The 18,065-nt window shown below is 70.8% G+C and carries 20 protein-coding genes; 9 read left to right on the top strand and 11 right to left on the bottom strand.

The window, feature by feature from the left end; translation table 11 throughout:
* Positions 1-107: 107 nt before the first annotated feature.
* The 3 genes from ABFX50_RS27280 to ABFX50_RS27270 are packed head-to-tail and all read left to right on the top strand — an operon-like array spanning position 108 to position 2,865.
* Positions 108-2,117, top strand: coding sequence for a CehA/McbA family metallohydrolase (locus ABFX50_RS27280; protein ID WP_346150178.1), 2,010 nt, complete (start codon positions 108-110; stop codon positions 2,115-2,117).
* 50 nt (positions 2,118-2,167) lie between these two features.
* Entirely contained in the window at positions 2,168-2,428 is a 261-nt protein-coding gene (locus ABFX50_RS27275; protein ID WP_346150177.1) for a hypothetical protein, read from the top strand.
* Positions 2,425-2,865: a hypothetical protein gene (locus ABFX50_RS27270; RefSeq protein ID WP_346150176.1), complete on the top strand. Its 441-nt coding sequence runs from the start codon at positions 2,425-2,427 to the stop codon at positions 2,863-2,865. Before ABFX50_RS27275 ends, ABFX50_RS27270 begins: the two co-directional genes overlap by 4 nt.
* Before the next feature lie 91 nt (positions 2,866-2,956).
* On the opposite strand, the gene glnII is transcribed toward ABFX50_RS27270, so the two are convergent.
* The 9 genes from glnII to ABFX50_RS27225 form a co-directional block, all read right to left on the bottom strand.
* Complete coding sequence (gene glnII / locus ABFX50_RS27265) at positions 2,957-3,976, bottom strand: glutamine synthetase (RefSeq protein ID WP_346150175.1); 1,020 nt, start codon at positions 3,974-3,976, stop codon at positions 2,957-2,959.
* An 84-nt stretch (positions 3,977-4,060) separates the two neighbouring features.
* Complete coding sequence (locus ABFX50_RS27260) at positions 4,061-5,962, bottom strand: sensor histidine kinase (protein WP_346150174.1); 1,902 nt, start codon at positions 5,960-5,962, stop codon at positions 4,061-4,063.
* A gap of 5 nt (positions 5,963-5,967) precedes the next feature.
* Positions 5,968-7,203: an amidohydrolase family protein gene (locus ABFX50_RS27255; protein WP_346150173.1), complete on the bottom strand. Its 1,236-nt coding sequence runs from the start codon at positions 7,201-7,203 to the stop codon at positions 5,968-5,970.
* Entirely contained in the window at positions 7,200-8,021 is an 822-nt protein-coding gene (locus ABFX50_RS27250) for an energy-coupling factor transporter transmembrane component T family protein (protein ID WP_281388154.1), read from the bottom strand. The genes ABFX50_RS27255 and ABFX50_RS27250 overlap by 4 nt, the downstream gene beginning before the upstream one ends.
* Before the next feature lie 3 nt (positions 8,022-8,024).
* Positions 8,025-8,588 carry an ECF transporter S component gene (locus ABFX50_RS27245; RefSeq protein ID WP_183645877.1) on the bottom strand — a complete coding sequence of 188 codons (564 nt, stop codon included), beginning with the start codon at positions 8,586-8,588 and terminating at the stop codon, positions 8,025-8,027.
* 17 nt (positions 8,589-8,605) lie between these two features.
* Positions 8,606-10,207: an ABC transporter ATP-binding protein gene (locus ABFX50_RS27240; protein WP_346150172.1), complete on the bottom strand. Its 1,602-nt coding sequence runs from the start codon at positions 10,205-10,207 to the stop codon at positions 8,606-8,608.
* Positions 10,204-11,304, bottom strand: coding sequence for an adenosylhomocysteinase (locus ABFX50_RS27235; protein ID WP_346150171.1), 1,101 nt, complete (start codon positions 11,302-11,304; stop codon positions 10,204-10,206). The genes ABFX50_RS27240 and ABFX50_RS27235 overlap by 4 nt, the downstream gene beginning before the upstream one ends.
* Positions 11,298-11,603 (bottom strand): hypothetical protein, encoded by a 306-nt coding sequence (locus ABFX50_RS27230; protein WP_346150170.1) that lies wholly within the window; start codon positions 11,601-11,603, stop codon positions 11,298-11,300. The genes ABFX50_RS27235 and ABFX50_RS27230 overlap by 7 nt, the downstream gene beginning before the upstream one ends.
* Positions 11,604-11,644: 41 nt before the next feature.
* On the bottom strand, positions 11,645-12,688 hold the full coding sequence (locus tag ABFX50_RS27225) for a calcium:cation antiporter (protein ID WP_346150169.1): 1,044 nt from the start codon (positions 12,686-12,688) through the stop codon (positions 11,645-11,647).
* An 80-nt stretch (positions 12,689-12,768) separates the two neighbouring features.
* Here ABFX50_RS27225 and ABFX50_RS27220 point away from each other — a divergent pair, with 80 nt between their 5' ends.
* Positions 12,769-13,356, top strand: coding sequence for a TetR/AcrR family transcriptional regulator (locus ABFX50_RS27220; protein WP_346150168.1), 588 nt, complete (start codon positions 12,769-12,771; stop codon positions 13,354-13,356).
* A gap of 18 nt (positions 13,357-13,374) precedes the next feature.
* Here the strand turns inward: ABFX50_RS27220 and ABFX50_RS27215 are convergent, their stop codons facing one another.
* Positions 13,375-13,860 (bottom strand): hypothetical protein, encoded by a 486-nt coding sequence (locus ABFX50_RS27215; RefSeq protein WP_346150167.1) that lies wholly within the window; start codon positions 13,858-13,860, stop codon positions 13,375-13,377.
* Between the two features lie 54 nt (positions 13,861-13,914).
* Between ABFX50_RS27215 and ABFX50_RS27210 the strand changes: the two genes are divergently transcribed.
* The 5 genes from ABFX50_RS27210 to ABFX50_RS27190 all read left to right on the top strand — a co-directional run bounded on the left by ABFX50_RS27210 (position 13,915) and on the right by ABFX50_RS27190 (position 17,779).
* Positions 13,915-14,352 carry a CBS domain-containing protein gene (locus tag ABFX50_RS27210; protein ID WP_346150166.1) on the top strand — a complete coding sequence of 146 codons (438 nt, stop codon included), beginning with the start codon at positions 13,915-13,917 and terminating at the stop codon, positions 14,350-14,352.
* Positions 14,349-15,641 (top strand): ArsB/NhaD family transporter, encoded by a 1,293-nt coding sequence (locus tag ABFX50_RS27205; RefSeq protein ID WP_346150165.1) that lies wholly within the window; start codon positions 14,349-14,351, stop codon positions 15,639-15,641. The genes ABFX50_RS27210 and ABFX50_RS27205 overlap by 4 nt, the downstream gene beginning before the upstream one ends.
* 39 nt (positions 15,642-15,680) lie before the next feature.
* Positions 15,681-16,334 carry a potassium channel family protein gene (locus ABFX50_RS27200; protein WP_346150164.1) on the top strand — a complete coding sequence of 218 codons (654 nt, stop codon included), beginning with the start codon at positions 15,681-15,683 and terminating at the stop codon, positions 16,332-16,334.
* A 153-nt stretch (positions 16,335-16,487) separates the two neighbouring features.
* The gene (locus ABFX50_RS27195) at positions 16,488-16,931 is read left to right on the top strand and encodes a hypothetical protein (protein ID WP_346150163.1); all 444 of its coding nucleotides are present in this window, start codon (positions 16,488-16,490) and stop codon (positions 16,929-16,931) included.
* Entirely contained in the window at positions 16,916-17,779 is an 864-nt protein-coding gene (locus ABFX50_RS27190; RefSeq protein WP_346150162.1) for a hypothetical protein, read from the top strand. The genes ABFX50_RS27195 and ABFX50_RS27190 overlap by 16 nt, the downstream gene beginning before the upstream one ends.
* Here ABFX50_RS27190 and ABFX50_RS27185 read toward each other — a convergent pair.
* Complete coding sequence (locus tag ABFX50_RS27185; protein ID WP_346150161.1) at positions 17,675-18,061, bottom strand: thiol-disulfide oxidoreductase DCC family protein; 387 nt, start codon at positions 18,059-18,061, stop codon at positions 17,675-17,677. The genes ABFX50_RS27190 and ABFX50_RS27185 overlap by 105 nt on opposite strands.
* Between the last annotated feature and the right edge of the window lie 4 nt (positions 18,062-18,065).

Genomic DNA, 18,065 nt, shown 5'->3' with positions numbered 1-18,065 from the left:
GGTCGAAGCTGGCTCACCCCGGGTGGGGGAAAACCATATCCGCCCCTCCGCAGGCAAACGCCGGTATGTGTCACGATGACGGCGCCTGCGATTACGGGGAGAGACCGATGCGTGACGATCCGATGCTTCCAGAGCCCGTCGCCCGGATGCTGGAGGAGTACCGACAACTTCTCGCCGATCACGGGATGACCTGGGGCGAACCCCCCATCGCCTACGTCAGGGTCATGAGCCAGTCACGGTTCGTGGAGGTCGGCCCGTTCTGGCGGGAGGCCAGGCGCCTGGCCAGGGAGCAGGCTCCCGGCGCGGTGCCGGCCGAACTGCAGCGGCTGGAGTGCGAGCTCGACTACGACGAGGTGCTGCGCGGCGCGCTCGGCCCCATCCCGCCCGAGGGGCTGGCGGTGCTGCGCCTCACCCCCGACGGCCATGATCTGCGCGGCCGGACCAGAGCGGTGCTGGGCGGCGCGCCGCTGCCGCTCACACTGTTGATCGACAGCGTCTGCGACCACGCCGCCTACGTGACGGTGGGCGGGCAGGAGCACGAGGTCGGTGTGAAGGGCGCCCGTCTGGTGGAGCTCGACACCTCCGCCGAGGTGCGCGTCGACGGGCGCGTCATCGACCTGTCCGGCCTGACCCGCACCGCCCCGAGGGCCGCCCTCCGGCTGCGCGCGGGCTTCCCGTGCCGGTGGAGCGTGTGGAGCGCCGACGGCCAGGGCTGGTATCCGCCGGGCGTGCCGCCCAAGCGCGACTACAACGGCGTGCCGTACTTCCACGGCGACGACCTGATCCTGCCGGTGCCCGCCGAACCGCTGACCGTGCGCGTCACCAGGGGCATGGAGTACGGCTGCGCCGAGACCTCGCTCACCCCGCCCGAGCACATCGAGACGCTGGTGGAGCTGGCGCCCAAGCGCATCTACGACGCGGCGGCCAGAGGCTGGTACGGCGGCGACCTGCACGTCCATCTCAACTACGTCGGCGACCTGGTCGCGCCGCCGAAGTGGGCGGCCGACTCCCAGCACGGCGAGGACCTCCACGTGCTGAGCCTGCTGGCGGCCAACGTCTCGGGCGAGCGGGTGCTCGACAAGGAGGCGCTGGAGCACTGGGCGGGCCAGGACCTGCCGTGGTCCGACGCGACCCACGTGGCCAGGATGGGCGTCGAGCACCGCAACGACCTGTTCGGCCACCTGCACGCCTTCGCGCCCGACGGCCCTCCCTCGCTCTACTCCACGGGGTTCGCGGGCACGCCCGACTGGCCGCCGACGACGCAGGCGCTGAAGGAGCTGAGGGAGCTGGGCGCGCTGGTCGGCTACGCCCACGCCTTCCGCGGCCCGACCGAGACACCCGAGCAGCTGGTCGGCACGCCGGGGTGCACGGCCAGGATGGTCGTCGTCGACGCGGCGCTCGGCCTCGTCGACGGCTTCGAGCTGCTGCACTTCTCCAGCGCGACGGGCTCGGCGCAGGCCTACCGGCGGCTGATCGGCGCGGGCAACAGGCTGGCGGCGGTGGCGGGTACCGACTCGATGCTCACCTTCACCAGGCAGCGGATGGAGATGGTGGCCAGCCCCATCGGCTGGGAGCGCACCTACGCCCGCGTGGAGGGGCCGCTGACCGCGGCCGCCTACGCCGACGCCGTACGGCGGGGCCGCACGTTCGCCACCACGGGGCCGTTCCTGGAGCTGTCGGTGGAGGGCAGAGGCCCGGGAGAGACGCTCGACCTGACGCAGGGCGAACGCGTGCGGGTGACGGCCAAGGTGGTGGGGCCCGAGGTCGAACGCCTGACGCTGCTGACGGCCGACGGCGAGCTGGCCTCCTCCTCGGGCTCGGAGGTGAGCGCCGAGCTGACCGTGCAGTGGCCGACCTACGTGGTGGCGGTGGCCGACGGAGGGGCCCATCCGCGCTCGCTGTTCACCCACGTCTACGCCCACACCAGCCCGGTGTACCTGGACGTCGACCACCGCAGGGTGGCGAGGGAGGACGACGTGACGTTCTGCCTGCGGTGGATCGACCTGCTGGAGGAGCTGGTGCGTACGACGGCCAGGCTGGAGCACCGGCGTCAGCTCGACGACTACCTGTCGGTCTTCGACGAGGCCCGCAGGGTCTACCGCTCCCGCCTTGCTTGAAAGAGAAGACCATGGTTGCATACATCGTGCATGCATCGCATACTGACCGTATGACCGAGGCTCCCAAATCGACGTCCATCCGGGTACCGGAAGACCTGCGCGACCAGCTCGCCGCGATCGCCGGCCGCCGCCCTCTCGCCGACGCGCTCGCCCAGCTCATCGAGGAGCACGAGACACGCAGGATGCAGGCGCAGGCGGCGTTCGCGGATGCCCTTGCGAAGGGCCGCACGGAGCACCCGGAGATCCACGAGCTGTCTCAGAAGCGTGCGGACAACGCCATCGAGCTGCTGCGGCGGATGAGCGCGCAGTGATCGACCTGGGATACGTGCTCGACACCTCGCTGCTGGCCGAGATGGGCCGGGGAGACTTCGGCCTGATCGATCTGATAGCCACACTCGACGGGCGAAGCGTCCGGATGAGCGTCCCGATCCTTGCGCTGTCAGTCGCAGCGGCGCATCTGAACAAGGAGCAGCGAGACCTCCTCGCCGGGGCACTGCTGCTCGAGCACGTCGAGCTCGACGGTCTCTCCAGCATCGACGACGCCGCGCGCCTCACCTTGCTGGTCGAGCGGTTGGCAGATCCACCGAGCGAGCGGCCCTCGGATCTGGCCGTGGCGCACACGGCAGCTGTGGCGCGCCGGCTTGGCTGGCCTGTCCTGACCGCCGATCGCAAGCCCTGGGATGCGGAGGTCAGGCCGCTGCTGCCTTGGGACCTGATCGTGGTGGATCTGCGGGAGTTCGACAGGTGATGGCAGCCCGACACGAGAAAGTCCGCCGCTGCGACGCAGCGACGGACTTTCTCGATGTCTTTCAACCCGCCGGACGCGGGTAACCCTGCGGTCAGACCTGGCCGGCCTTCTCCAGGGCGGCGCAGCAGGTGTCGACCAGGAGGCGGGTCACCACGTAGGGGTCGACGTTGGCGTTCGGGCGGCGGTCCTCGATGTAGCCCTTCTTGTCCACCTCGACCTGCCAAGGGATGCGCACCGAAGCGCCGCGGTGGGAGACGCCGTAGCTGTACTTGTTCCACGGGGCGGTCTCGTGGGCGCCGGTCAGGCGCGACTCGATGCCCGAGCCGTACTGGGTGACGTGCTCCATCGGCTTGTCGCCCTCACCCAGCGCCTCGCAGGCGGTGATGATGGCGTCGTAGCCCTCGCGCATGGCCTTGGTGGAGAAGTTGGTGTGCGCGCCTGCGCCGTTCCAGTCGCCGCGGGCGGGCTTGGCGTCGAGGGTGGCCTCCACGCCGAACTCCTCGGCGGTGCGGTAGAGCAGCCAGCGCGCGATCCACAGGTGGTCGGAGACCTCGAGGGGGCCGGCGGGGCCTACCTGGAACTCCCACTGGCCCGGCATGACCTCGGCGTTGATGCCGGAGATGGCCAGACCGGCGGCGAGGCAGCGGTCGAGGTGCAGCTCGACGATCTCGCGGCCGAAGATGGCGTCGGCGCCGACACCGCAGTAGTACGGGCCCTGCGGGGCGGGGAAGCCACCCTCGGGGAAGCCGAGCGGACGCGAGCCCTTGAAGAAGGTGTACTCCTGCTCGATGCCGAACCACGACTCCTGGTCGGCGTAGCGCTCGGCGATAGGACGCAGCAGCGCACGCGTGTTGCTGCTGTGCGCCTGGCCGTCGATCTCCTCCACCTCGCACAGGACGAGAATGTGCTCGCCACCGCGAATGGGGTCGGGGCAGGTGAAGACAGGGCGGAGCACGCGGTCGGAGGAGTGACCCTCGGCCTGGTTCGTGCTCGAGCCGTCGAAGCCCCACACCGGCGGCGTGGCGCCGTCGGCCAGGATCTTGGTCTTCGAGCGGAGCAGAGCCGTGGGCTCGGTGCCGTCGATCCAGATGTACTCAGCCTTGATGCTCACGGCGGTCCTTTCGGGGTGTTTCTCAGCCACGCCGAGATTCGCATTGCGCCGTTTCGAGGTCTTTGCCCATATGTGAACGCCGTGTTAATCGGTGCGGCTGTGAGCAAGGTCACTCGTCGGGTCGGTCATCAGCGACATGGGGATGAGCACCACCGCGGTCGTGCCCCCGTAGGGCGAGCGTTGCAGGGTGACCTTGATGCCGTGCCGGACGGCCAGCCGCCCGACGACGAACAGGCCGAGCCTGTCGCTGTCGGCCAGGTCGAACTCGGGCGGCTCGGCCAGGCGGCGGTTGTGCTCGTCGCGCTCGGCGTCGGCCAGACCCAGGCCGCGGTCCTCGATCTCGACGGCGAAGCCGCGGGCGACCAGCTCGCCGCTCACGTTGACGTGCGTGTTGGGCGGGGAGAAGACGGTCGCGTTCTCGACCAGCTCGGCCAGCAGGTGGATGACGTCGGCCGCGGCGCCGCCGGTGAGCGTGGAGTGCGGCATGGGCTGCACGTTGACGCGCAGGTAGTCCTCGACCTCGGCGACCGCGCCGCGCACGACGTCGATCATGGCGACGGGGCGGCGCCAGTGCCGGCCGGCGGGCGCGCCGGACAGGATGACCAGTCCCTCGGCCTGCCGCCGCATGCGGGTGGTGAGGTGGTCGAGCCTGAACAGGTCGCTGAGCTGGTCGGGCTCGGTGGTCTTGCGCTGCATCGCGTCGAGCTGGCCGAGCTGACGGTGGACGAGCGACTGGTTGCGCCTGGCGAGGTTGCGGAAGACCCTGTTGAGCCCCTGGCGCAGCTCGGCCTGGCCGACGGCGGCCTGGACGGCGGTGCGCTGCACGCTCTCGAAGGCGTTGGCCAGGTCACGTACCTCCTGCGTGGCGGCGGTGGCGGCGATGCGCGGGGTTCCCGCCTCGACGGGCTGGCCGAGGCTGAGCCGCCTGACGAGCTGGGGCAGGCGCACCTCGGCCAGGTCGGTGGCGGCGCCGCGCAGGCCGTCCAGCTCCTCGACCAGGCCGCGGCCGAGCCGTACCGACCAGATGACGGCGGCCAGGATGGCCGCGAGCCCGAGACCGCCGACGATGACGATCGTGGCGATGATGCCGCCCGCCGAGTCGTCGGCCCTCCCGGTGAGCAGGCCGATGCGTGAGGCCAGCAGCTGGTCGAGGGCGGGGTCGAGTCTGGCGGTGACGGACTGCCACGCGGCCCGGTCGGCGGGCAGTTCGGCCTCCTCGATGATCTCGTGCTCGAGGCTGACGAGCTGCTTGTGGTCGGGCGAGTCGACCATCCGCTCGAAGGGGGCGCGCAGTTCGGCGTCGAGCGTGGCGACGCCCTCGGCCAGCAGGAGCTGCCGGTTGGGAGAGAGCACCTCCATGGCCTCGTACTCGTCGTGCGTGAGCTTGCCGGACATCACCGCGCCAGAGACCAGCGCGTCCTCTCGGGAGAGCAGGTCCTGGGCGTGGGCGATGCGCCGCAGGCCGACCGCCTGCTGGAACAGCCGCACCTGCGGCACGGTGATGAGCTGGTCGAAGAGCCGGTAGACCGTGTCGGTCACGCCGCCGTAGGCCTTGACGGCCTCCAGCCTGTTCGTCAGCCGCTCGTCCACCTTCTCCCTGAGCCTGGCCAGGCCCTGCGCGCCGTCGAGCACCGCCTCGACGGCCACGCGAACCTCCTCCGTGGTCACGGTCGAGGCCCGCTCGCCGGTGGCCATGGTCCTGAACAGCGCGACCGCCTGGTCCGTACGGCGGCGCGAGTCGGCCAGCCGCACCGCGTCAGGCCGATCGGAGCTGAGGAACAGGGCGGAGTCCCTGCGTTCCTGCTGGAGCGCGCCGACCAGGCCACTGGCGGGCGAGCCGATCTCCTCGAAGACCGCCGTGGCGGTGGACAGCTCGAAGAAGTCGCCGAGCGTGTGTCCCGCCACGAACGTCCACAGCCCGATGAGCGCCACGATCGGCAGGCTGAGCAGCGAGTACAGCTTGAAACGGAGGCTCTGGGAGGCCATGTGTCCTAGGTCATTTCGGTCAGGGGTGAACCGCCCACCACGGTCGCCGCGCAGCGGCCCGCGCCGCGCTCGGCCAGCGATCTGTAGGGGTTCTCGGAGAAGGGGTCGAGGTCGAACACCGCGAAGTCGGCGCGGTGTCCTGGGGTGAGGCTGCCGATCTCGTGCTCCAGGCCCATGGCGCGCGCTCCCCCGAGCGTGGCCGCCTCGATGAGGCGCTGGTCGAGGTCGGGCTCGTGGTAGCCCTGCCGTTCGGCCAGCTCTCTGAGCGCGGCGACGTCGGCGAGCAGGTCGAGTGAGGGCGAGGACGACAGCGAGTCGGTGCCGACGGCGATGGGGTTGCCCTCACGCAGCAGCGCCGCGACGTCGGGCCCCGGCAGTCCGAGCACGTGGTTGGAGCGGGGACAGAGCGCGACGGCGGTGCGCCGCTCACGCAGCAGCGCGCGGTCCTCGGCGGTGAGGTCGACGCCGTGCGCGATGTGGCAGCCGGGCCCGAGCAGGCCCGTCGAGTCGATGTAGGCGGTGGGCGGCAGGCCCGAGCCGTGCTCGCGCAGGATGGCGAAGTCGAGGCCGAGCTTGGTGACGTACTGCTCCAGCGGCCCCGAGCCGTGCACCGTGAACTCGCGCTCGTGGACCGACTCCGAGAGGTGGATGTGGGTGCGCATGCCCCGTTCGGCCGCCAGGCGGGCCAGGTCGGCCAGCACGCCGGTGTCGAGGGAGTAGGGGGCGTGCGGGGAGATGCCGTCGGCCTTGGCCAGCAGGTCGAGGAAGCGGCCGCGCCCGCCGTCGCGCCAGCTGGCGTCGCTGTCGCCGATCGCCTCCAGGTAGCGCAGGCCGCCGAGCGGGGTGTCGACGAGCGCCTCGGGGTCGGTGACGATGTCGGCGGCGGCGGTGGTGCCGGTGCGCAGGCACTGCCAGGCGCCGTCCATGGCGCCCGCTGCCCAGTCCCACACACCCTCACGGTGGGCGGAGTTCCAGCTGCCGTCCTGACCGCCGAAGTAGGCCAGGTCGAAGGCGCGCGCCCAGTCCTCGAAGGAGGCGTAGACCCGGCTGCCGATCTCGGCCATGGCCGTGTACTGCAGGTGGGTGTGCGCGTTGACCAGCCCCGCGACGAGGATGCCCTCGTAGTGGACCTCGCCGCGTCCCGTGCCGACCTCCTCGATCCTGCCCTCGCGCACGACGATCCTGCCGTCGCGCACGGGCGGCCCCGAGATGGGCAGGACCAGCGGGGCGCTGAAGCTCACGGGACCCATACGACGTCGCTCCCGAAGATCTTGAAGGCGAGCAGGGCCGCCGCGAGAGCGGCGAAGCCGGACAGCACAAGGTAGTCGGTGCGGTCGAAGGCCAGCTCGCGCATCCAGGTGCGGTGCTTGGCGCCGAACCCGCGCAGGTCCATGGCGTTGGAGGTGTCCTCGGCGTCGATCAGCGAGTTGACGGTGAGCGGGATGACGATGGGCTTGAGCGACTTCAGCCGCCTGACGGGGTTGCTGGTGCGGGGGTGGTTGTACCCGCGTACGCGCTGGGCGTCGACGATCTCCTGCATGCGCGCGGCGGTGGACGGCAGGAAACGGAAGGTCAGATCCACCCCGAACGCCAGTCGCTGCGACACCCTGAGCCTGGCGAAGGTGACACCCAGGTCGCCCGGCGCGATGCAGAAGGCGACGGGGAAGCCCATCATCGCCAGCGACACGAACCGCACGAGCAGCGTCGCCGAGTACGACAGCGTCGCGGTGCTGACCGCGTTGCCGGTGACGGGCATCGAGAACAGTGTCGGCGCCTCGGCGGCCGCCTCGATCTGCAGGGCGTCGGTGAAGACGCTGTTGACCACCACGGTGATCGTCATCAGCGTGAGCACGAACGCCCAGTTGGCCCTGACCGCCCGCCACGGAATTCCCGCCGACAGGTAGTAGGCCAGGGCCACCAGGCCGCAGAGCAGGATCACCCGCAGGTCGCTGAGCCGCGCCACGGCCACGAGGTAGAACACCGGGACCAGCAGGAGCACGCGCGGATCACGGCGACCGAGGAAGGAGTCCCCTCCCAGGTAACGTGGCGTGACGTCCATCGGCTACCTGCCGATGCGCTTGGAGATCGGTTCCCAGACCGCGTCCAGCGCGGGCGTGAGGATGAGCGCGACGAGGGTGTTGCTGAGCAGCAGCGGGCCGAAGGCCACCCCTGCCCATGCCCCCAGGGTCAGGTCCTGCAGCCACATGTCGGTGATCGTGGTGGCGAAGGCGATCAGCATCGCCACCCAGGTCAGCACGCCCACCGCGACCAGGCGCACGGCCTCCTTGTTGATGCGGGAGACGACGAGGGCGAACAGGAGGCCGGCGATCAGTCCCGTGAGGGCGTTGGCCAGGCTCCAGTTCCAGTAGGTGAGGGCGCCGTAGCCCTTGATCTGGTCGATGACGATGTTGCCGACCAGGCCGGTGAAGAACCCGGCGATGGGCCCGAACCTCATGCCGAAGAACGGTACGAGGGCGAAGGCGGGGCGGATGTCGACGTTCTGGGTGCCGGGGATGGTGAAGCTGATGAGGCCGAGCACCGCGTAGAGGGCGGCGCCGACGGCGGCGAACACCACCACTCTGGAGTTGATCTCCCAGAGCGGGGGCCGGACTGTCTCGGACTTCATGGGGGGTGAGTCCTTCCTCATGGATGGGTTAATCGCGCCAACTCGAAGGGGTGCGGGACGGTTCCCGCGCCCTGAAGACGGTCGCGGACGGCCCGCACCAGGCTGGTGGCGCGCAGGCCGGAGTCGGCCCACAGCTGCTCGCGATGGGCCAGCTCGGAGGGGGAGGCGTCCGCGACGATCCGTCCCCCGTCGACGATCACGATGCGGTCGGCGGAGGTGATCGCCAGGTCGACGTCGTGGGTGATGAAGTAGACGCTGCGCAACCCGCCGAGCACCCGCTCCATGAACGTCGTGGTCGTGTGGAGGTCCTGTCCCGCGGTCGGCTCGTCGAGGATGAGCGTCTCGGGGCGCATGGCCAGGGCGAGCGCCACGGTGAGGCGGCGCTGCTGACCGTGCGAGAGCGTGTGCGGCGAGCGGTTCATGATGTCGGGCTCGTGGTGCAGCAGCATCGTGGCCAGGGCCTCGCTCGACACCTCGGCGATCTGCTCGGCCGTCCAGCCGAGGTTGCGGGGGCCGAAGGCCAGCTCCTCCTTCACCGTCGCGGAGAACAGCGCCTGGCTGGGGTTCTGGAAGACGTAGCCGAAGGTCGTGGCCAGGCTCAGCACCGAGCGGTCGCCGATGGGCGCGCCGTCCACGAGCACCTCGCCCTTCGACGGCTCGATCAGCCGCACCGCCGCCCGCAGCAGCGTGGACTTGCCCGCGCCGTTGCGGCCCAGCACGGCGACCCGTTCGGTCGCGCCGAGCGCGAGATCGACCTCGCGCAGGACGGGCCGCTCGCCGTAGCCCAGGCTGACCCCTCTGTACTCCAGACGGGTCGCCTCGGAGACGGCCCGCGCCCTCGGTACGGCCGGCGCCTCGGGCAGCTCACCCGCCCTGGCCACCAGCGCCTCGAAGGGCAGCTTGACGTGCGCGACGGGCGCCTCGCGCAGGAAGCCCGGCACGTCACCGGTGTAGCGGGCCCGCCCCTCCTCCAGGTAGAGCACCTGGGTGGGGCCGAACTCCAGCAGCTCCTCGACCCTGTGCTCGACGACGACCGCCGCGCCGCCGTCGTCCACGAAGCGGCGCAGCTCGCCCAGCAGGCGGCGGCTGGCGGCGGGGTCGAGATTGGCCAGCGGCTCGTCGACCACCACCACCTGCGGGCGCATGACCAGGACGCCCGCGAAGGCGACCATCTGCAGCTCGCCGCCGCTCAGCTCGTGCGTGGCGCGCCGGAGCAGGTGGGTGATGCCGACCCTGGCGGCGACCTCCTCGATGCGGGCGAGGATGTCGGCCCTGGGCAGGGCGAGGTTCTCGGGGCCGAAGGCGAGCTCGCTGAAGACGGTGGCGCCGACGATCTGCTTGTGCGGGTCCTGGAGCAGGGTGCCGACGACGGTGGAGAGCTGCCTGATCGTCTGCTCGGCGACCGGCCTGCCGCCGACGTTCACCGTGCCCTGGACCTCGGACCTGTAGGAGTGGGGGACCAGGCCGTTGACCATCCTGAGCAGCGTGCTCTTGCCGCACCCCGAGGGGCCGCTGACGAGCGCGAAGTCTCCTGCCGCGACGGCGAGGGAGACCCCGCTCAGCACCTGCTGCCCGGTGCTGCGGTAGCGGACGGACGCGTCGCGGATGTCGATGATCACTGGTCGAGCTCCAGTCCGAGCGCGTCGAGCTTGAGCCTGGCCACCCGTTCGTCGAGGTGGTCGGGCAGCAGGTGCAGCCCCGGCGGGAGGTCGTGGGTGAGCAGGTGCCCGACCGCGAGCGCCTGCAGCGACAGGGACAGGTCCATGATCTCGATCGGGTTCCCCTCGGCGGCGGCGCAGTTGACGCACTCGCCGTCGGCCAGCAGCCGGTACGCGCCCTCCACCCCCGGCTCGACCTCGTCCAGCACCCCTCCTGCGACGGCCACGAAGGCGCCGGGCCTGAGCGCCCGCAGGTGCTCACGGGTGATCGTATGCCGTACACCGGTCGCGGAGAAGACCAGGTCGGCCTCGGGGCAGGCGTCGGCCAGCCGCCTGACCTCGTGTCCGTCGTGGTGGGCGCGCAGGGCGGCCAGCGGGTCGACCTCGCTGACGATCACCCTGGCGCCGAGCGCGGCGGCGTAGCGGGAGACGCCCTGGCCGACATGGCCGTAGCCTGCCACGGCGACGGTGGCGCCCTCCAGGTCCAGGCCCGACAGGTCGAGGGCGGCCATGACGCAGGACTGCCCCGTGCCGTGGACGTTGTCGAAGAGGTACTTGGAGCGGGCGTCGTTGACGGCCATGACGGGCACCCGCAGCGTCATCTCGCGCAGCGGGCGCAGCCCGCTCGTGGTCTCCTCGGCCGCGCCGCGCAACCCGCCCAGGCGGTCCTCGGCGTGGGCGAGCCTGATGACGCGCGAGCCGTCGTCGACCAGGACGTCGAGGCGGGCGTCGAGCATGCGCCTGGCCAGCTCGTCGTCCTGGTCCCTGCCGGAGTCGGAGCGGGCCAGCACCGCGACGCCCTCGTGGACGAGCGCGGCGGCCACGTCGTCCATGGTCTCCCTGCCCGGGCAGGTGACGGTCACCTCGGCCCCTGCGTCCCTGAGCGCGAGCGCGAGGTTGGCCGTCTTCGGCTCGAGGACCAGCACCAGCCCCACCCTGGCGCCCTCGAGCGAGAGCTCCGAGCGCAGGGTGCCCAGGACCGGCATGAACCGGCGCGCCCAGGCGATCTTCTCCAGCCCCTCCCGCCAGCGGTCGGGGTGGCGGATGTCGGTCAGCACGTCAGGTCCACCACGAACACGTGACCGCTGGCCACCACTCCCTCGCGCATCCGCTCCCCCTCGACCGGCTGGGTGGTGGCCAGGATCGCGCCGGGTTTGAGCGTGCCGAGGTCCACGCCGTCCCCGATCACGAGGTCGGCGTCGGCGGGCGCGGCGCCGGGGTGGGCGCCCATCGCGCGCAGGCGCGAGGCGAGCCCTGGCACGTCGCCCACGATCGCCACGCGTCTGCCCGCCATGAGGAGGTTGGTGCGGCGCAGGAAGGTCTGGATGACGACCTGAGCGCCAGGAAGCCGGGTCAATGCTCTCCGTCCGAATGCGCAGAGTCCGATTAAAGGGGAGATCAGGGGCTCACTGCAAGGAACAGGAAAGCACCGAAAAGCACCAGATGGACGGTTCCCTGCATGAGTGTCGCCCTTCCCGGAGCGACTGTCAGCGTTGTCACCACCACGGTCAGCGCCAGCAGCACCATCTGGAGCGGTCCAAGGCCGAGCGCGAGGCTGCTGCCGGTGATGATCGAGACGACCGCGATCGTCGGGATGGTGAGGCCGATGCTCGCCAGAGCCGAGCCGAGCGCGAGGTTGAAGCTGTTCTGCACCCTGTCGCGGGCCGCGGCGCGTACGGCGGCGGCCGTCTCGGGCAGCAGCACCAGCATCGCGATGGCGACGCCGACCGTGGTGCGCGGCGCGCCCACGGCCGCGATGCTCGCCTCGATGGCGGGCGAGGCCGTCTTGGCCAGCCCGACCACGGCGACCAGGCAGAACACGAGCAGGCCGAGGCTGATCAGGGCGGTGCGCGCGGGCGGCGGGTCGGCGTGGTCGTCCTCGCCCCTCGCCTGGACGGGCAGGAAGTAGTCGCGGTGACGCACGGTCTGCATGAAGACGAACACGCCGTACAGGACCAGCGAGGCGACACCGGCGAAGGCCAGCTGCGCGGTGGAGTACGTCGGGCCCGACGTGGTCACCGTGAAGGAGGGCAGCACCAGCGCGAGCGTGGCGACCGCGCTCAGCGTGGCGAGCGCCGCGGTCACGCCCTCCACCCTGAACTCCAGCACCCGGTGCTTGAGCGCGCCGACGAGCAGGCACAGTCCCATCACGCCGTTGCACACGATCATGAATGCGGAGAACACCGTGTCGCGCGCCAGCGACTCCGACCCTTCGCCGCCCGCGCTCATCAGCATGACGATCAGGCCGACCTCGATGACGGTGACGGCGATGGCCAGGATCAGGGTGCCGAACGGCTCGCCCACCCGATGGGCGACGATCTCGGCGTGGTGGACGGCGGCTATCACCGCCCCGATCAGGGCCAGGGCGACCACCGCGACGAGCAGGCCGCCGGGCGAGCGGCCCCAGGTGAGCACGAGTACCAGAAAAGCGACGATTGGCACGATAAGGGTCCAACGCATCATGTGATCACCCTATCGAACCCGCTTGACGGAGTGAGTACTCACTCCTTAGCGTGTTCGGCATGACGACTCCCTCTCCCCGGCGCCGCGCGCCGGGCATGAGCCCCGATCAGCGCCGCGCCATGATCGTCGCGGCGGCGCTGCCGCTGGTCGCGGAGTCAGGCACCGCCGTGACGACCAGCCAGATCGCCCTCGCCGCTGGCATCGGTGAGGCGACCGTCTTCCGCGTGTTCGCCGACAAGGACGAGGTGCTCAACGCCTGCATGGCCGAGGCGCTGCGCCCCGACCACGCCGTCGCCGAGATCGCCGCCATCTCCATGGACCGGCCGCTGGCCGACCGCCTGACGGAGGCCGCCGACGCCCTCCAGGCCCACCTGGCCCGCATCGGCACGGTCGCGGGCGCCCTGATGGCCTCGGGACACGCCAGGCGCGAGAGCGCCGCCCGCCACGGCGACCGCGAAGGGTCCATGGAGGCGATCAAGGCCGCGGTCGCCGAGCTGTTCGAGCCAGGCACGCTGCGGGTGCCCGCCGACCAGGCCGCCGCCGTCTTCCTCGGCCTGCTGTTCACCCGCGGCAGGACGGGCGATCCCGGCACGGCCGCCCTGGTTGACATCTTCCTGCACGGCGCGCTGAACGGCGGGCCCGCATGAGCCCCACGCGCCCGGCGCTCAGGTCGCCGCGCTGAGCCCGCCGTCGCCCGAGACCGTGATCGCGGCCTGAGGGCCGCCCTCACCGCAGTCGGGACCGTTGGGGAAGCTGCCACGCGGCGTGACCGTCAGCGTCCTGTCCAGCACCGTGCCCCCGTCCGCCCCCTTCAGCTTCACCCGCACCTCCACCGGGGCCTTCGGCAGGCCCGCGACGTCGCCGAAGCCGCGCTTGCCGCCCGTCCGGGTGAGCGTCGCCCCGCAGCTGTCCGCGTCGCAGGTCTGCGTCGTCACCCGATCGGCAGGGCTCAGCGGCGGCCGCGCCGTCGTGCAGGAGCCACCCCCGCAGGCCGTCAGCTCCGCCTCCGACACCCTGGCCGCCAACGGCGGGGCGATCGTCAGCGAGACCCCCGCGGGGGCGCCGATGAGCGTGCAGTCCCTCTCGGGGGCGCAGCCGGGGAGCGCGAGCATCACGCTCAGCGTGGAGAGCATCGTCAGCCGACCTGTCACACCTCCACAGACGTAAGACGTTCCCGGCAGGTTCACTCTTGATAGCGTCGGGCTGTGCGCGCCCGTGATCTGCTCGCCGACTTCCCGGTCGTCGCGCTCGACTCATCAGCGATCGAGGCGGCGCGGCTGCTGGCCGACCAGGACCTACCCGGGCTGATCGTCGTCGACAACGCGGGGTCGCCCTTCACGATCCTGCCGGGCACCCAGGTGCTGAGGCTGGCCGTCCCCGCCTACTGTCAGGACGATCCCGCGCTGGCGCGGGTCGTGGACGAGGCGCACGCCGACCGGTTCCTGCGCGGGCTCGACGGCCTGTCGGTGCGCCAGTGCCTGCCGAAGGAGCATCGCGAGCTGCCGGTCGCCAGACCTGAGGCGACGGTGCTCGAACTGGCGGCGCTGATGGCCCGTACCCGAAGCCCGCTGGTGGCGGTCGTGGAGGGCGGGAGGCTGCTCGGTGCGGTCACGCTCCAGGCGCTGCTGGACAGGGTCCTGTGACCGTTCTGGCCTGGATCTCCCTCACGGTCTTCCTGTGCTCCTACGCCCTGATCGCCACCGAGCGGATCCACCGTGTGGCGGCGGCGCTGGGCGGGGCGGGGATCATGCTGCTCATCCACGCCACCGACGCCAGGGCCGCCTTCTTCACCGAGCACACCGGCGTCGACTGGAACGTCATCCTCCTGCTGCTCGCCATGATGATCACCGTCGGCGTGCTCAAGCAGACCGGTGTCTTCGAGTACCTGGCCATCTGGGCCGCCAAACGGGCCAGGGGCATGCCCTTCCGGTTGATGGTCCTGCTCGTGGTCATCACCGCCTGCGCCTCGGCGCTGCTCGACAACGTCACCACCGTGCTGCTGATCGCGCCCGTGACGTTCCTGGTCTGCGAGCGCCTGGCGCTGCCCGTCGCGCCGTACCTGATCGCCGAGGCGATGGCCGCCAACATCGGCGGCACCGCGACGCTGGTCGGCGACCCGCCCAACATCATCATCGCCAGCAGGGGCGGGCTGTCGTTCAACGACTTCCTCATCCACCTCGCGCCGCTGGTCGTGGCGCTGCTCGTGATCTTCATCGGGCTGTGCAGGTTCCTCTTCCGCGGGTCCTTCGTCTACCACCCCGAGCGCGCGGCCGAGATCATGGCGCTCAACGAGCGCGAGGCCATCCGCGACCGGAGGCTGCTGTGGCAGTCGCTCGGCGTGCTCGCCCTCGTCATGGTCGCCTTCGTGCTCCACCCCCTGCTGCACTACGAGCCCTCGGTCGTGGCGCTGCTGGGCGCGGGCGTGCTGGTGGCGGCCACCAGGGTCACCACCGAGCAGGCCATCGCCGAGGTCGAGTGGCCGACCCTGGTCTTCTTCGCGGGGCTGTTCGTCATGGTCGGCGCGCTGGTGGAGACGGGCGTCATCGGCACGGTCTCCGACAGGGTCGTCACCCTGACCGACGGCGACCTCAGGCTCACCACGATGCTGCTGCTGTGGGGGTCGGCGGCCATCTCGGCGATCGTCGACAACATCCCCTACGTGGCCACGATGAGCCCGATCGTGTCCGACCTGGTCAACGCCACCGGCGGCGACGGCACCTCGCAGGTACTGTGGTGGGCCCTGGCGGTGGGCGCGGACCTCGGCGGCAACGCCACGGCCGTGGGCGCGGCGGCGAACGTGGTGGTCCTCGGCATCGCCGCGCGGAACAGGACCCCCATCAGCTTCTGGGAGTTCACCCGGTACGGTCTGGTCGTGACGTTCGTGACGGTTCTCGCGAGCGTGCCCTACTTCTGGGTGAGATACCTGATTTGAACCACGCACTACCTGAGGAACGGGTCATAGTTGGTTGACATGAGGAACGACCCGGTCGTCGTGATCGGTCTCGGCCGGTTCGGCACCGCGCTCGCACTTGAGCTGACCAGACGCGGCACCGAGGTCCTGGCCATCGACAACCGCCCCAAGCTCGTCCAGGCGCTCTCCGGTCAGATCACCCAGATCGCCGCCGCCGACTCCACCGACCTCGAGTCGCTCAACCAGCTCGGCGTGCCCGACTTCTACCGGGCCGTCGTCGCGATCGGCAGCGACCTCGAGGCCAGCATCCTGACCACCTCCCTCCTGGTGGACATGGAGATCGACGACATCTGGGCCAAGGCGGTCAGCAGGCAGCACGGGCAGATCCTCAGCAGGATCGGCGCCCACCACGTCGTCCTGCCCGAGCACGACATGGGCGAGCGCGTGGCCCACCTGGTGAGCGGCAGGATGCTCGACTACATGCAGGTCGACGCCGGCTTCGCGTTGGCCAAGACCAGGCCGCCCAAGGACTACGTCGGGGTGCGGCTGGGCACGTCGGGGATGCGCAAGAAGTTCGGGGTGACCGTGGTCGCGGTCAAGAGCCCTGGCGAGGAGTTCACCTACGCCACGGCCGAGACCGAGCTCACCTACGACGACGTCATCCTGGTCTCGGGCAGGACCGCGGACGTCGAACGCTTCGCCGAACTTCCCTAGCTCCACGCTCGCACGGTCGTGGCCACGGGCCTGCCGCCCTCCCGCCGCCGCGGCGTGACCGCTTCCCGCGACCCGCGCCGAACCGCTTTCCGCCGCCATACGAATGCCCGAAATATCATGATCAATCAGTAAATGATCTGCTAGTTTTCAGGCATGCGGGGGGGTTTATCCAGGCAGGGCAAGGCATGGCGGCTGGCAGCGGCGGGGGCCGTGATCACGGCACTCGGGTACGGCACGGTGCTGGGGGACGACGACCTGTTCCCCTTCGGGCCCATGGTGCAGTACGCCTTCAGCATCCCGCCTGACGGCGAGATCAAGTCGCTGCACCTGCACGCCGAGACCGCCGCGGGCACCAGGGTCGAGATCCCGATCGAGCCCTACTACGTCGGCATCCGCAGGGCCGAGCTCGAAGGACAGCTCAGCCGCTACCTGGCCCGTCCCGAGCTGCTCCAGGGGCTGGCCGACGCCCACGCCAGGATCAGGCCCGGCGACCCGAGGCTCACCAAGCTCATCGTGGTCACCAAGGTGATCACGCTCAGGGACCGCCGTCCCGCCTGGACGACGAACGTGGAGAGGCTCTCATGGGTGGTGCGCTAGATCGCTGGTGGTTCGCGCCCGTCTCGCCGCGACGCGTGCGGATCCTGTCGGTGGTCGTCTACCTGTTCCTCCCGCTGGACATGATCCTGTTCACCGGCGGCGTCTGGGGCAACGCCGGCAACCCCTCCGGCTACCGGCCCGTGCTGGTGGCCCGCCTGCTGCACCTGCCGGGCGCCAACCCTGCGCTGGTCTACGCGCTGTTCGCGGTGGTGGTCGGCGCGGCCCTGATCGCCGCGTGGGGCAGGCTGCCGCGCGCGGCGGGCTACACCGTCGCGGCCGGCTACCTCTACTGGGCGCTGCTGGCGATGTCGTACGGCAAGGTCGACCACGACCACCTCGCGCTGGTCGTCGCCCTGTTCGTGCTGCCCACCGCCGTCCGCGCAGGAGAGCAGGCGGCGGGGTGGGCGATCAGGTGCGTCCAGATCGCGGTCGTGGCCACCTACTTCCTGTCGGCCTACGCCAAGATCAGGCACGGCGGCTCGGAGTGGCCGAACGGCGCCACCTTCCAGTGGGCGGTCAGCAGACGCGGCACGTTCTTCGGCGAGTTCGTCGCCTCCGTGCCCGGCGCCCTGCTGATCGGGCAGTGGGTCGTGCTGCTGGCCGAGACGGCCGCGCCCGCGCTGCTGTTCACGCGCGGGCGCGTGCTGTACGCGGGGGTCGGCTTCTTCGCGCTGTTCCACCTGATGACGTGGGCGGCGATCACGATCCACTTCCTGCCGCACGTGATCTGCCTGCTGGCCTTCCTACCGCTGGAGCGGGCGGCGATCGGCGGGAAGCGCGCACGCAGGGGTACCGCCGGGCAGCCTGCCACGGTTGTCGGCGACGGCGCGGTAGAGCCAGTGAGCTAGCCAGCGCACCGGCGGCACCCGCAGCAGCAGGCCAGGCGCGCTCCACGGCAGCCCCGCGTGGATCAGCAGCTTGGCCACGGCCTGCGCGCCGCCGAAGGCCCTGCCGCGCTGGTCGACCCACAGCAGCTCGTATTCGGCCTGTTCCCTGGTCACCCCCAGCTCGCCCAGGTCGGCGAACTGCCAGGCGATGATCGTCGCGTCGGGGCGCAGGTAACGTTCGACGAAACGCACGCAGGTGGTGCAGAAGCCGCAGTCGCCGTCGAAGACGAGCACAGGTCTCATGATC

Source organism: Nonomuraea recticatena (genome assembly GCF_039533245.1).
Lineage (GTDB): Bacteria > Actinomycetota > Actinomycetes > Streptosporangiales > Streptosporangiaceae > Nonomuraea > Nonomuraea roseola.
The sequence above is the reverse complement of the archived record's forward strand: the minus strand, read 5'-3'. Positions and strand labels throughout refer to the sequence as shown.

Bases quoted from the DNA above. Each gene is read 5' to 3' on its own strand.
- ABFX50_RS27280 (WP_346150178.1), top strand. From the start codon at position 108: ATGCGTGACGATCCGATGCTTCCAGAGCCCGTCGCCCGGATGCTGGAG.
- ABFX50_RS27275 (WP_346150177.1), top strand. From the start codon at position 2,168: ATGACCGAGGCTCCCAAATCGACGTCCATCCGGGTACCGGAAGACCTG.
- ABFX50_RS27260 (WP_346150174.1), bottom strand. From the start codon at position 5,962: ATGGCCTCCCAGAGCCTCCGTTTCAAGCTGTACTCGCTGCTCAGCCTG.
- ABFX50_RS27250 (WP_281388154.1), bottom strand. From the start codon at position 8,021: ATGGACGTCACGCCACGTTACCTGGGAGGGGACTCCTTCCTCGGTCGC.
- ABFX50_RS27245 (WP_183645877.1), bottom strand. From the start codon at position 8,588: ATGAAGTCCGAGACAGTCCGGCCCCCGCTCTGGGAGATCAACTCCAGA.
- ABFX50_RS27220 (WP_346150168.1), top strand. From the start codon at position 12,769: ATGACGACTCCCTCTCCCCGGCGCCGCGCGCCGGGCATGAGCCCCGAT.
- ABFX50_RS27200 (WP_346150164.1), top strand. From the start codon at position 15,681: ATGAGGAACGACCCGGTCGTCGTGATCGGTCTCGGCCGGTTCGGCACC.
- ABFX50_RS27195 (WP_346150163.1), top strand. From the start codon at position 16,488: ATGCGGGGGGGTTTATCCAGGCAGGGCAAGGCATGGCGGCTGGCAGCG.
- ABFX50_RS27190 (WP_346150162.1), top strand. From the start codon at position 16,916: ATGGGTGGTGCGCTAGATCGCTGGTGGTTCGCGCCCGTCTCGCCGCGA.
- ABFX50_RS27185 (WP_346150161.1), bottom strand. From the start codon at position 18,061: ATGAGACCTGTGCTCGTCTTCGACGGCGACTGCGGCTTCTGCACCACC.